This is a genomic window from Streptomyces sp. CBMA29 (genome assembly GCF_014596445.1).
Lineage (GTDB): Bacteria > Actinomycetota > Actinomycetes > Streptomycetales > Streptomycetaceae > Actinacidiphila.
Map to the genome: position 1 here is coordinate 164,553 of NZ_MECL01000224.1, position 12,703 is coordinate 177,255.

General features: G+C 73.6%; 11 protein-coding genes. 3 read left to right on the forward strand and 8 right to left on the reverse strand.

The features are described from left to right. Positions 1–60: 60 nt before the first annotated feature. A complete protein-coding gene (locus BGM09_RS31480) occupies positions 61–555 on the reverse strand; it encodes a DUF3145 domain-containing protein (protein WP_188285125.1) in 495 nt (164 codons plus the stop codon). A gap of 453 nt (positions 556–1,008) precedes the next feature. Between BGM09_RS31480 and BGM09_RS31485 the strand changes: the two genes are divergently transcribed. Then, positions 1,009–1,731: an SGNH/GDSL hydrolase family protein gene (locus tag BGM09_RS31485; protein WP_411158388.1), complete on the forward strand. Its 723-nt coding sequence runs from the start codon at positions 1,009–1,011 to the stop codon at positions 1,729–1,731. Between the two features lie 75 nt (positions 1,732–1,806). Here the strand turns inward: BGM09_RS31485 and BGM09_RS31490 are convergent, their stop codons facing one another. Together BGM09_RS31490 and BGM09_RS31495 are read right to left on the reverse strand one after the other, a co-directional pair. Beyond that, a complete protein-coding gene (locus BGM09_RS31490; protein WP_188285126.1) occupies positions 1,807–2,598 on the reverse strand; it encodes an EI24 domain-containing protein in 792 nt (263 codons plus the stop codon). A gap of 462 nt (positions 2,599–3,060) precedes the next feature. Beyond that, positions 3,061–5,619, reverse strand: a complete 2,559-nt coding sequence (locus BGM09_RS31495) for a beta-glucosidase family protein (RefSeq protein WP_188285127.1) — start codon at positions 5,617–5,619, stop codon at positions 3,061–3,063. Between the two features lie 132 nt (positions 5,620–5,751). Between BGM09_RS31495 and BGM09_RS31500 the strand changes: the two genes are divergently transcribed. Continuing rightward, on the forward strand, positions 5,752–6,420 hold the full coding sequence (locus BGM09_RS31500; RefSeq protein ID WP_188285128.1) for a TetR/AcrR family transcriptional regulator: 669 nt from the start codon (positions 5,752–5,754) through the stop codon (positions 6,418–6,420). A 71-nt stretch (positions 6,421–6,491) separates the two neighbouring features. Here the strand turns inward: BGM09_RS31500 and BGM09_RS31505 are convergent, their stop codons facing one another. Further along, entirely contained in the window at positions 6,492–6,920 is a 429-nt protein-coding gene (locus BGM09_RS31505) for an organic hydroperoxide resistance protein (protein WP_188285129.1), read from the reverse strand. Positions 6,921–7,061: 141 nt separating this feature from the next. Beyond that, positions 7,062–8,072: an NADP-dependent oxidoreductase gene (locus BGM09_RS31510; protein ID WP_188285130.1), complete on the reverse strand. Its 1,011-nt coding sequence runs from the start codon at positions 8,070–8,072 to the stop codon at positions 7,062–7,064. A 132-nt stretch (positions 8,073–8,204) separates the two neighbouring features. Between BGM09_RS31510 and BGM09_RS31515 the strand changes: the two genes are divergently transcribed. Continuing rightward, positions 8,205–8,723, forward strand: a complete 519-nt coding sequence (locus tag BGM09_RS31515) for a MarR family winged helix-turn-helix transcriptional regulator (RefSeq protein WP_188285131.1) — start codon at positions 8,205–8,207, stop codon at positions 8,721–8,723. A gap of 18 nt (positions 8,724–8,741) precedes the next feature. Here BGM09_RS31515 and BGM09_RS31520 read toward each other — a convergent pair whose 3' ends face one another. The 3 genes from BGM09_RS31520 to efeB form a co-directional block, all read right to left on the reverse strand. Further along, the gene (locus BGM09_RS31520; RefSeq protein WP_188285132.1) at positions 8,742–9,755 is read right to left on the reverse strand and encodes a hypothetical protein; all 1,014 of its coding nucleotides are present in this window, start codon (positions 9,753–9,755) and stop codon (positions 8,742–8,744) included. A 154-nt stretch (positions 9,756–9,909) separates the two neighbouring features. Then, positions 9,910–11,400, reverse strand: a complete 1,491-nt coding sequence (locus tag BGM09_RS31525; protein ID WP_188285133.1) for an aldehyde dehydrogenase family protein — start codon at positions 11,398–11,400, stop codon at positions 9,910–9,912. 161 nt (positions 11,401–11,561) lie between these two features. Beyond that, positions 11,562–12,703, reverse strand: a 1,142-nt coding sequence (gene efeB / locus BGM09_RS31530) for an iron uptake transporter deferrochelatase/peroxidase subunit (RefSeq protein ID WP_188285134.1), incomplete at its 5' end; no start/stop codon positions are given.

Below are 12,703 nucleotides of genomic sequence, written 5' to 3' on the forward strand. Positions count from 1 at the left end.
CCCGCTCGGGGGCGACGGCGTACCGCCGGTGGGATGAGGGCCTGTCCGGCGGACAGGCCCTTAGACCACTTGGTGGAGCCAGCGGACGGGAGCGCCCTCGCCCGCGTAGCGGAAGGGCTCCAACTCGTCGTCCCAGGGCTTGCCGAGCAGCCCGGACAGCTCGCTCTCCAGGTCTGCCTCGCCCATGCGCGCGCGCTGCATCGCGGCGCGCAGCCGGTCCTCGGGGATCAGGATGTCGCCGTGCATGCCGATGACGGCGTGGAAGATGCCCAGTTCGGGGGTGGCGCTGTAGCGCTCGCCCTCGGCGGTCGCGCAGGGCTCCGCCGTGACCTCGAAGCGCAGTTGGTGCCAGCCGCGCAGCGCGGACGCCAGTTTGGACGCGGTGCCGGGCTCTCCCTGCCAGGAGAATTCGGCGCGCCAGGTACCCGGCGAGGCGGGCTGCCGGATCCAGTCCAGGGTGACGCGCACGCCTAGGACGCCCGCGACGGCCCATTCGACGTGTGGGCAGAGCGCGCGCGGTGCGGCGTGCACGTACAGAACTCCACGTGTCGTCACCGGTACCTCCAGTGTGGGACGAGGTTCGCCTTCCCCAGCGGCCTCACACCCGAACTGGCTGCTCTCGGGGCAACATTAGACATTCTGCACTATTCACCACAATCGGGACAACAATGTGCGTGTGACGCCCGGCAGCCGCCGACCTCCCGTCTTTTCGCCCGGGTGTCAGGGAAAAAGCTACCGTGCGGCGTCCTTGAGGGAGTCACGTACCGTCGTGCTGGTACGAGATGTCACCCACTCGTCGGAGGGGAGCACCGGATGCGACCGATGCCGCGCCGTGGCCTCGCACTGGCCGTAGGGGCCGTTCTCCTGGGCGGATGCACCGTCAGCGGGTCTCCGCCCGACGGCGGCCGGGGTGAACCCTCCGCACACACCTCGCATTCCGCTTCCGGGCCGCGCAGCCCGTCCCCGAAGCCCTCGCCGACCCGTCCCTGGAACGTCCGCCCGCCCTCGGTGGCCGCGCTCGGTGACTCCATCACCCGCGGTTTCGACGCCTGTTCGCCGCTGTCGGACTGCCCCGACGTGTCGTGGTCCACCGGCAGCCGCGACAAGGTCGACAGCGTCGCGCACCGGCTGGCCGCGACCGTGCCCGCCACCAGGAGCTGGAATCTCGCCCAGTCCGGCGCCCTGGTCGCCGACCTGCCCGCCCAGGCCGAGGCCGCGGCGGCCCACCGGCCCGCCATGGTCACCGTGCTGATCGGCGCGAACGACGCGTGCACCGCCACCACCGCCGCGATGACCTCGACAGCCGACTTCCGGGCCGACTTCGCCCGCGCGCTGTCGTATCTGCACCGCGTGCTGCCCGCCACCCAGGTGCTGGTGGCCAGCATCCCCGACCTCAAACGGCTGTGGTCGGTCGGGCGGACCAACGTCCTGGGCAAGCAGGTCTGGAAGCTCGGCCTGTGCCCCTCGATGCTGCACGACGCGGACTCCCGCAGCGCGGCGGCGCAGCAGCGGCGGGACACCGTACGGGACCGCGTGATCGCGTACAACAAGGTGCTCGGGCAGGTCTGCGGACAGTACGAGCGCTGCCGCTACGACGGCGGCGCGGTCTTCGCCTACCCCTTCGGCACGGACGACCTGAGCCGCTGGGACTGGTTCCACCCCAACGAGCGGGGGCAGGCCCAACTGGCCAGGATTCTGGCCCGAGTCGCCTTCGGCGCGAGTCCGCCGTAGGGGCGGAACCGGTCATTTCGCGGCGGGATCCGGCCTTTTGCGGCAGCAGGGCCGGGGACGGTCCGGGGCCGGCCCTCAGTCGCCGTCGTGGCCCTCCTCTGCGGGCTCGCCCGGCGGCAGGGCGGGTTCGCCCGGCGGCAGCACTTCCCTGGCCAGCAGCGTCGCGCCCGCGACGGCGCCGGGCATCAGGAAGACCGCCACCAGCGGCACGAGGAAGGCCAGGACGAGCGGCACACCGAAGCCGAGGACCAGCGGCAGCCGGGCCCGCAGCACACGGATGCGTTCGCGCAGCGGTACGTCGCGGCGCTGCATCGCGACCGCGGCGAGTTCCAGGGTGAGGAAGAAGCCGGAGACGCAGAAGCCGACGGCGGGCACCACGGTCTGCCCGAGGACCGGCACGAAGCCGAGCGCGAACAGCACGATCCCGAAGGCCGCGACGCGCACCAGCACCCGGACGCTGTCCACCGTCGAGATCCACAACTCCCGCCACAGCCCCAGCTCGGGACCCTCGGGCGCCCCGCCCTCGGCCCGGTCCACGCGCGCCGCGACCGTCTCGTAGAACGGCTGCCCGACCAGCAGCGTCACCGCGGTGAACGAGATCACCGCCAGCAGCAGTCCGCCCCCGACCACGACCGCGTCCAACAGCCCCCGGAACGCCCCGGACCACGGCGACGCCCAGTGGTCCGCGAAGGGCGTCGCCCACGCGACCAGGTCGTCCGTCCACACCAGCAGCGCCACGAGCGCCGCCGCGTAACCGACCAATGTGATCAGCGCGGGCACCATCCCCAGCCGCCACTCCCGCCCATGGCCTGCGGCCCACTTCTGCCCCAAATACAGCAGCCGCACTCCACCCCAGATCTCCCGCATGCGCGGAGCTTAGAGGACGAGCACGTCGGCCGCCGCCGAGAGGCGTGCAAGGACGACGCGGCACCCGCCGACGGCACGGCCGGCCCGAGGGCGGGTCCGCGAAGTCGCGTCTGGCTGGCGGCGCCTGGCACGCACTCCCCCAGACTCCGTCCGGGGGTGCCCCCACCGCCATTGCCGATCGCACGCACCGGACACCGCCAGCCCCGGGCACCTCCCGGACGGAGTCCGGGGGAGCGACTTCGCGGACCCGCCGTCAGGCGCGGGCCGCCCGACGGCCATCGCTCGCCGCGCACAGGCCGCGGTCGCCGACGGCGGGATCCGCTGCGGGACGGGCGTCCGCCGTCGCTCGAATCGCACGGCCCGCGGTCGCCGACGGCGGGGACACCCACAGGCGGACCGTCAGCCGAACTCGATCCGCACGGATGGCGCCGGGGAGAGAAACGGGCGCGCCGTAGGCGCGGGTCAGGGGGCGGGGACGGAGAGCGGTGCCGTGAGGCGGGGCGAGGCGATGGAGCGGCCGGCGACCACGGCGTAGGAACCGGGCACGAGCCGCCACGCGGCGGCGTCCTCGTCCCAGATCTCGGCGGCCCGCCGGGGCACCCGGACGGTCACTTCGGCGGCCTCGCCGACCCCGGCGGCGACGGAAGCGAATCCGGCCAGCCACCGTACGGGCCGGGCCCCGTCGAAAGGCGCCTCCTCGGAGGACTCCTCGGGTGCCAGGTAGAGCTGAACGACCTCGCGCCCCGCCCGCGCCCCGGCGTTGCGCACCCGCACCGTCGCGGTGACCAGCACGTCCGGCTCCGAACTCTCGGCGACGACCAGCGACTCGTACTCCCAGTCGGTGTACCCGAGCCCGTGCCCGAAGGGATAGGCGGGTGCGACGGCCTGCCGCTCCCACGCGCGGTACCCGATGAACACCCCCTCGTCGTAGGCGAGTACGCCGTCCTGCGGCGTGACCCGGCTGACGGGCGCGTCGGCGAGCCGTACCGGCCAGGTCGTGGGCAGCCGCCCGCCCGGCTCCTCCACGCCGAGCAGGACGTCGGCGAGCGCGGCCCCGGCCTCCTGCCCCGGGAACCAGCCGAGCAGCACGGCGGCCACGTCGTCACGCCACGGAAGCTCCACCGGTGAGCCGGAGTTGACGACGACCACGGTCCGCGGATTGACGGCGGCGACGCGGACGACGAGCTCGTCCTGGCGGCCGGGCAGCCGCAGATCGCGCCGGTCGAAGCCCTCGGACTCGACGCGTTCGGTGGTGGCGACCACGACGACGGCGGTGTGCGCGGCCCGCGCGGTCTCGACGGCCTCGGCCAGCAACTCCTCCGGATCGCGGGCCGGTTCGCCGTGCAGCAGGGCGAACCCCACGGCCAGGATCGGGAGTTCGACCCCCTTGGGCACGGCGTGCACGAGGCTGACCTCGACCCGCTCCCCCGCCGTCAGTTCGACGGTCCCGTGCTCGGCGGGCGTGCCGAGGAACGCCTCGAACGGGTCCTCGTGCTCGCTGCCCTCGACGCCGTCGAACAGCACGTGTCCGCCGACGCTCAGGGTGAAGCCGCCGGTGCCGCGGGTGCCGAAGCGGTGCGCGCCGCTGACCCGCGGGGTGAACCAGCCGCGGGTCTCGACGGTGTGCAGCGCGTCGTAGGCGACGCCTTCGGGCAGTTCGCCGAGCCACTGGAGCTGGCCGTTGGGCAGTTCCTCCGAGCCCAACTCGGCTCCCCGTTCGTCGCGGGCGACGGCGGTGAGGGCGAATCCGGGCCCGGCGACGGGCAGTTCCTCGGTGGGGTCGGCGCCGACGCTGTGAGTGAGGGCGACGCCCGCGTGCAGCGCGGCCCGCAGGCCGTCGAGCGGCGAGACGACATGGTCGGGGAAGACCTGCGCGGAGCCGCCGCCCAGGACGCGCGGGTCACGGGCGGCGGCGCCGATGAGGGCGATGCCGCCGCCGAGCGGGGTCGGCGCGAGCGGCAGCACGGGCGCGTTGCCGCGTACCTCGTTGCGTACGAGCACGAAGCCGCGGCGGGCGATCTCGCGGGCCAGCGCGTCCCCGTCGGTCGGGGCGGGCCGGTCGGCCACGGCGACGGCGGGCGGCGCGCCCTCCAGCAGGCCGGCGCGGGCAGCGAGCAGCAGGACCCGGCGGGCGGCGGTGTCGACGGCCGCCTCCTCGACGGCGCCCGCGCGTACGGCGGCGGCCAGCGCCTCGCCGTAGACGGTGACCGGCCCCGGCATGGCGATGTCGAGGCCGCCCAGGAGCGCGCCGACGGTGTCACGGGCGGCCAGCCAGTCGGAGACGACGACGCCGTCGAAGCCCCACTCGCCGCGCAGCACGCCGTTGACCAGCGGGTCGTGCTCGGTCATCGTCGTGCCGTTGACGGCGTTGTAGGCGGCCATGACGCCCCAGGGGCGGGCGCCGGCGACGATCGCCTCGAAGGGCGCGAGGTACAGCTCGCGCAGCGGCCGGGGCGCGATCCTGTTGTCTACGGTGAAGCGTTCGGTCTCCGCGTCGTTGCCGACGAAGTGCTTGACGGTGACGCCGACTCCGCCGTCCTGGACACCGCGCACATAGCCGGTGCCGATGGCGCCGGTGAGATACGGGTCCTCGCCGTACGCCTCGAAGTGCCGTCCGCCCAGCGGCGACCTGTGCAGGTTGACGGTCGGCGCGAGCAGGACGTGGACGCCCTTGCGGTGCGCCTCCTGGGCGAGCAACCGGCCCGCGCGGCGGGCCAGTTCGGGGTCCCAGGACGCGGCGAGCGCGGTGGGGCTGGGCAGCGCGGTCGACGGGTCGCCCGCCGTCCAGCGCTTGCCGCGTACGCCGATCGGGCCGTCGGACATCACCAGCGAGCCGAGGCCGATCTGCGGCAGCGCGGGCAGCGTCCACATGTCCTGGCCCGCCAGCAGCCGCGTCTTGGCGTCGAGGTCGAGCTTGCCGAGCGCCGCGTCGACCGCCCGCTCGCGCTCCGCGTCCCCGCGCGCGTCCGCGCGTACGCCCTCGTCCCCGGCTCCGGCCGCCGCCCCGCTGATCGCCGTCATTTTCCGTCCCCTTCCGCCTGTCCCGCGTTGCTCCCGTCCCACCGCGTCCACGCTACCTGTCGTACGGTAGGGATAGATGCCATTTCGTAATCTTGTAGGCTCCCGAACAGCAGGGGAAGGGGGCGAGGTGGCGTGACGGGAACCAGGAGTGCACGGCGGGGCGACCGGCGGGCGGAGATCATCCAGGCCGCGACGGAGGTGATCGCCGAGCGCGGCTACCGGGGCGCGACGCTGGTGGCGGTGGCCGAGCGGGTGGGGCTGACGCAGCAGGGGCTGATGCACTACTTCCCCACCAAGGACGCCCTGTTGGTGTCCGTGCTGGAGGCGCGCGACCAGTGGGACATGGCGTCGGCGGCGCTGCACGGCCGGTCCTGGCCGCTGGAGGTGGTGGCCGAACTGGTCGAGTACAACGCGACCAGACCCGGCATCGTCCAGGCGTTCACCGTGCTGGTCGGCGACAGCGTCACCGAGGGGCACCCGGCGCAGGAGTACTTCCGCGAGCGCTACGCGCGGGTCCGCGAGGGCGGCGCGCAGGCGCTGCGCGCCGAGTACGGCGACCGGCTGCCGGGCGGGCTCAGCCCCGAGCGGGCGGCCACCTTGCTGGCGGCGGTGATGGACGGCCTCCAGGTGCAGTGGCTCCTGGACCCCGGCGCGGTCGACATGTCGGCGGCCTTCCGTGACTTCCTGGCGCTGCTGGCCCCGCCGTCGGAGCCGGGGACCGCCGGTCCGGACATCGCGGAGCCGAGCATCGCGGAGCCGGACATCACGGAGCCGGACATCGCGGAGCCGGAACAGCCGTAAGGACCGCACTCCTGGGAGCGCGGTCCTTACCGGGGGCCGACCGGGTGAGCGGCGGAGAACTCAGACGACGCTCAGACGACGCTGAGGTCCACCGTGATGTTGCCGCGCGTGGCGTTGGAGTACGGGCACACCTGGTGCGCCTTCTCCACCAGGTCCTTGGCGGTGACCTCGTCCACGTTGGGGATCGAGACGGCCAGTTCGACGGTGAGGCCGAAGCCGCCGGAGGCGATTTTGCCGATGCCGACCTTGGCGGTCACGCGGGAGCCGCTGATGTCGGCCTTGGCCTGGCGGGCGACGACGCCCAGCGCGCCCTGGAAGCAGGCGCTGTACCCGGCGGCGAAGAGCTGCTCGGGGTTGGTGCCGTTGCCCGCGCCGCCCATCTCGGTCGGCGGGTTCACGATGACGTCGAGCTTGCCGTCGTCGGTGGCGACGCGGCCGTCACGGCCGTTCTCCGCGGTGGCGACGGCGGTGTACAGCACGTCTACGGGCTGAATGCTCATGAAATTGTCCTCCTGAGGGGCGGGCGGCCCGCACGGCACGCGAGCACGCCTGCAACATTTTGTTGAATTTTCGGCCGGGTGTCGAGCCCGGCCGGTCGGTCGGGTGTCGGACGGCAGGTCGGTCGGCGGCCGGACCGCGGGTCACTCCGCCGGAAGAGAGACGATCATCTTTCCGGTGTTGTCACCGCGCAGCACGCCCAAGAACGCTTCCAGATTGTTCTCGATTCCCTCCACCACCGTCTCGCGGTACCGCAGCCGCCCGTCGCGCAGCCAGCCCGCGGCCTCGCGGACGAACTCGGGGCGAAGGTCCTCGTGGTCGGTGACGAGGAAGCCGCGCAGGGTGAGCCGCCTGCCGACCATCAGGCCGAGATTGCGCGGCCCCGACACCGGCCCCGTCGCGTTGTACTGCGCGATGGCCCCGCACAGGGCGGCCCTGCCGTGCACCCGCATCGCGCCGACCGCGGCCTCCAGGTGCTCCCCGCCGACGTTGTCGAAGTACACGTCGATGCCGTCGGGCGCGGCGGCCCTCAACTGCTCGGCCACCGGGCCGTCCTTGTAGTTGAAGGCGGCGTCGAAGCCGTACTCCTCCACCAGCGTCTGGACCTTCTCCGCGGAGCCCGCGCTGCCGATGACCCGCGAGGCGCCCTTGAGCCGGGCGATCTGTCCGGCCTGGCCCCCGACGGCGCCCGCCGCGCCCGAGACGAAGACGACCTCGCCCGGCGCGAATTCGGCGATCCGCAGCAGGCCCGCGTAAGCGGTGAAACCGGTCATGCCGAGAGCCCCGAGATACGCGGTGAGCGGCGCCTGGTCCGGATCGACCGGAATGGCGCGCGCGGCGTCCACCAGCGCGTACTCCCGCCAGGCGAGACCGTGCAGCACGTGGTCGCCGACCGCGAAGTCCTCGGCCCGCGAGGCCACCACCCGGCCGACGGCGCCGCCGTGCATCGGCTGGTTCAGCTCGTACGGCGGCGCGTACGACTTCGCCTCGTTCATCCGGCCGCGCATGTACGGGTCGACCGACAGGTGCAGATTGCGGACCAGGATCTGACCGGGACCCGGCTCGGGGACCTCGGTCTCGACCAGCGCGAAGTCTTCCGGCACCGGCCAGCCCCGGGGACGGGCGACCAGGTGCCATTCACGGCTCTTCGGCATGGGGGAAGTCCTCCTTCGGCCACGGTTCGACCGCTGTTCGACCATTGATCCATCACGGAAATGATTCAGGTACTGAACTAACCATGGACCTTGATGTTTCATGATGTCAAACATCTGGGTAAACTGTCGGTCATGACACGTCGCCGAAGCGATCCCCTGACCGTCGAGGTCGTCGGCCTGATCGGCACCGTCGCCGCCCGCTACCACCAGGAGTACGAGTCGGCCGCCGCCCGCCACCGGCTGACCGGCGCGCAGGCCAAGGTGCTCGCGCTGCTCAATGCGGGGCCGCTGCCCATGCGGCAGATCGCCCGCTGGCTGAAGTGCGAGCCGTCCAATGTGACCGGCATCGTCGACCGGCTGGAGGTCAGGGGGCTGGCCGAACGCCGTACCGACCCGGCCGACCGCCGGATCAAGCTGGCCGCGGCCACCGCCGAGGGCCACGCGGTCGCCGACAAACTGCGCGACTCCCTGGACTTCGCCCGCGAACCGCTCGCCGGGCTCTCCGAGCAGGAACGCACCATGCTGCGCGACCTGTTGCGGCAGATGCTCGGCGACGACCCGGCGGCCGGCGCGAACCGCGACCACAGCCTCGGTCACGCCTCGGGCGCGGGCCGCGAGCCGGGCGAAGGCGCAACGGCCGACGCCCGCTGATCCGTCACCGCACGGACCCTACTGGCACCACCAGAGCACATGCGTACAGGTCGGCGACGGCGTCGCGGGCGAGGACGGCGGCGGGGTCGTGGTCGGCGGCGCGGCGGTCGTCCTCGACGGTGACGCGCTCGCGGTGTGCGAGGGCTTCCCCGTCGGGCTGGACGCGGGCGTGCGCTCGGTGTGCGAGGCCGACGCCGACGCCGACGGCGAGCCGGACGCCTTGTCGGACGCCGAGGGCGACGCGCTGCCGCTGGTCCGCCCGCCGCCCTTCGGTACGCCGGGGGTGCCGCTGCCGCCGGCGGACGGCTGGGCCGCGTCGGGCGAGGGGGAGACCGCGGAGACGCCGGGGCCGGGATCGGTGGACGGGCCCGGCGAACCGCCGGAGAAGGCCGCGACGCCGAACATCGTCAGCGAGCCGAGTACCGCGACCGCGCCAACGCCGAGGATCGCCGCCCGCTGCTGACGGCCGCGGCGGCGCTTGGCGGTCCCGCGCAGGTCGTGCTCCTCGCGGTAGCCGCCACCGGTTCCGAGCAGGCTGTCGACCAGGGCCGGTGGGGCGTCCCCGTGCGGGGCTTCGCCGTACGCGGGGACGTACGGGTCGGCGTACGGCGCGCCGTACGCGCTGTCGTCGCCCGCCGTGCCGGGGTCCGGGTCCGGGTCCGAGTTCGCGTCCGGGTCCGCGTCCGGGTCCTTGTCGACGCCGGGGCCGCCGGGCTCGGGCTCAGCGGCGGTCGGGACGGTGGCGGTCGGCACAGGGGCGGTCGGCACAGGGGCGGGGCCCGCGTCCGGGCCGAGGCCCGAGTCCCTGAGGAGGTCGTCCACGAGGGAGCCCTCGGCGGGGGCCTCCGGTGTCGCCGCGGGTGCGGGCGGCGCCGGGTCGGCGGCGTCCGCTGCGGCGGCCTCGTCGGTGACCGGCGGCAGTTGCGCCGTGTCGGCCTCGTCGGGCAGCCCCGACCGGTCCGCGATCGCGCCGCAGCCGGGGCAGGAGAATGCGCCGTTGAGGTGTCGTCGGCACGTGTGGCAGTAGTTCATGGCGGATGGACTGTATGGGACCGCCGCGGTGCCGCGGAACCCCGGAGTTCCGCTTGTCCCGGCTTCGCCGGGAAACTCCCCTGCGGACAAGTCGCCGCAGCTCAGGCCAGGTCGGGGCGGTCTGTACAGCGTCGGGCGGACGCACGGCGGCGGTTCAGCCGGGCCAGACGAGGCTCTGCGTCTCGCTGTAGGCGTGCAGCGCGTACGACCCCACGTCCCGGCCGACGCCGCTGCGCTTGAAGCCGCCGAAGGGCGCCTCCATGTTGCGGCCCACGGTGTTGATCCCGACGCCGCCCGCGCGCAGCCGTCGCGCGACCCGGAAGGCGCGGGGCACGTCGGCGGACCACACGTAGTCGATCAGGCCGTAGTCGCTGTCGTTGGCGAGCGCGACGCCCTCGTCCTCGTCGTCGAAGGGCAGCACCACGACGACGGGTCCGAAGATCTCCTCGCGGACCACCCGCATGTCGGGCGCGCAGTCGGCGAGCAGCGTGGGGGCGACGTAGAACCCCCGCTCCAGCGGCGGCCGTTCACCGCCCGCCAGCAGGGTGGCGCCCTCCTTGCGGCCGAGCGCGACATACGCCTCGACGCGGTCGCGGTGCGCGGCGGAGATGACCGGGCCGACGACGGTGGCGGGTTGGGCGGGGTCGCCGACGACGAGCCGCCGCGCGTACCCGGCCAGTCGCTCCACCAGCCGTGGGTAGACCGCGCGTTGGGCCAGTACGCGGGTGGGGGCGGTGCAGATCTGGCCGCTGTAGAAGCTGAAGGTGGTGCCGATCCCGGCGACGGCCGAGTCGAGGTCGGCGTCGTCGAAGACCAACGCGGCGCCTTTGCCGCCCAGTTCCATCAACTGCCGTTTCATACCGCGCCCGCAGGTCTCCGCGATGCGCTGCCCGACGGCCGTGGAGCCGGTGAAACTCACCATGTCGGTGTCCGGCGACCCGACGACCGCCTCGCCGACGTCGGCGCCGGAGCCGGTCACCACGTTGAGCACGCCGGGCGGCAGCCCGGCCTCGGTCAGCGCCTCCGCCATCCGGTAGACCGACAGCGGGTCCTGCGGGGCGGGTTTGACCACGACGGTGTTGCCCATCGCGAGCGCGGGCGCGACCTTCCCCGCCGGATTCGCCCAGGGGTTGTTGTACGACGTGACGCAGGCGACGACGCCGACCGGCTGCCGGATCGCCAGCGCGCCGAAGACGCCGCCGGCGCCCATCGCGGACGCCTCGTTGAGCTGCGGGAGCAGCGCGGTCTCGGTGGGTTCGAGCGCGCCGCGCGCGTACCGCAGGAAGCGGGCGGCGGCCACGCCGACCTGCATGCCGCGGGCGGTCGCGGCGGTGGCGCCGCTCTCGGCGCCCGCCAGGGCCGCGTACGGCTTCAGCTCGCGCAGGATGATCCGCCCGGCGCGCTCCAGGATCCGGCCGCGCTCCTCCGGGCGGGTGCGCGACCAGCCCTCCAGCGCCTGCCGGGCGGCGGCGGTGGCGGCGAGCGCCTGTTCCGGACTCGCTTCCGGCGCCCGCCCGACCACGCGCTCGGTGGCCGGGTTCAGGACGTCGTAGTGCCCGCGCTCAGGGGCGGTCCACCGCCCGCCGATGAACAGCGCGTCCTCGATCGCCGTCCCGTCCGTACCTGTTGACGTACGTGCCGCCATGCCCGCCTCCTCGGCCGCCGGTCCCACCGGAATCCGGCACGGGCACAGCATGCCTGACGGACCGTCAGATGAGGAGAGGCAGACGGCACCCGATCCCGCGTGGCCCGAGGTTCTGCTGATGGAACGTCAGGCGGCGGCTCAGGCAGGGGCCAGACGGAGGCTCAGGCGGAGAGCAGGCCGCGGCCGAGCCAGTCCTTGGTGTCGCGGACGCCGGGCAGCACGAAGAAGTAGCCGCCGCCGACCGGGGAGATGTAGTCGACCAGCGGCTCGTCGATCAGCCGGGTCTGGGTGGCCTCGAACTGCCGCCGCACGTCCTGCTGGTAGCAGCAGAAGACCAGCCCCATGTCGAGGTCGCCGACCGCGTCCACGCCCCGGTCGTAGTTGTAACCGCGGCGCAGGATGCGGGAGTCGTCGGTCTTCGCCGTGCGCGGGTTGGCCATCCTGATGTGCGCGTCCAGCGGGATCGCGTTGCCCTGCGGGTCCTTGGCGTAGAGCGGGGTGTCGGTCTCCTTCGCCCCGTCCAGCGGCGCGCCGGTGTCCTTGCGGCGGCCGAACATCAGCTCCTGCTCGGTGAGCGAGACCCGGTCCCAGAACTCGACCAGCATCCGGATGATCCGGATCGCCTGGTAGCTGCCGCCCGCCGCCCACGCGGGTTCCCCCGTCGCCCCCGTCACCCACACCAAACGGTCCATCTCCCGCCCGGAGTTGACGTCCGGGTTGGCGATGCCGTCCTTGAAGCCGAGCAGATTGCGCTGCGCGCCGGTGGGCCGGGGCGCGTTCTGGAAGCCGTCCATGCGCCACTTGATCTGCATGCCGCCGCGGGTGTGCCGGGCGAGGTCGCGCAGCGCGTGCAGGACGGTGTCGGTGCTGCCCGCGCAGATCTGCAACGACAGGTCGCCGTGGCACTGTTCGGCCTGGAGATTGTCGTTGGGGAAGGTCCGCATCGGGGTGAGGCGGCGCGGCCTGGCGCCCGCGAGGCCGTAGCGGTCGTCGAAGAGCGAGGCGCCGACGCCGAGCGTGACGGTGAGCGCGTCGGCGGGGACGGTCGGGCCGAGGATGCCGTTGTCGGACGGCGGCGCGCCGACGCCCAGGTCGTCGGGGGTGCCGCCCGCGGTGAGGAAGCGGGCCCGCTCGGTGATCGTCCTGAACAGGTCGGTGAGTTCGGCCCTGGTGTCCGCGATGACGTTCAGCGAGACGAAGGTCGCCGCGGCGGGCTGCGGGGTGATGACGCCCGCCTGGTGCGCGCCGTGGAAGTCCACCGCCGCGGCCTGGCCGCGCCGGCCCGCGTCGGCCGCCTGGGCGC

Bases quoted from the DNA above. Each gene is read 5' to 3' on its own strand.
- BGM09_RS31490 (WP_188285126.1), bottom strand. From the start codon at position 2,598: ATGCGGGAGATCTGGGGTGGAGTGCGGCTGCTGTATTTGGGGCAGAAG.
- BGM09_RS31520 (WP_188285132.1), bottom strand. From the start codon at position 9,755: ATGAACTACTGCCACACGTGCCGACGACACCTCAACGGCGCATTCTCC.
- BGM09_RS31495 (WP_188285127.1), bottom strand. From the start codon at position 5,619: ATGACGGCGATCAGCGGGGCGGCGGCCGGAGCCGGGGACGAGGGCGTA.
- BGM09_RS31515 (WP_188285131.1), top strand. From the start codon at position 8,205: ATGACACGTCGCCGAAGCGATCCCCTGACCGTCGAGGTCGTCGGCCTG.
- BGM09_RS31505 (WP_188285129.1), bottom strand. From the start codon at position 6,920: ATGAGCATTCAGCCCGTAGACGTGCTGTACACCGCCGTCGCCACCGCG.
- BGM09_RS31525 (WP_188285133.1), bottom strand. From the start codon at position 11,400: ATGGCGGCACGTACGTCAACAGGTACGGACGGGACGGCGATCGAGGAC.
- BGM09_RS31510 (WP_188285130.1), bottom strand. From the start codon at position 8,072: ATGCCGAAGAGCCGTGAATGGCACCTGGTCGCCCGTCCCCGGGGCTGG.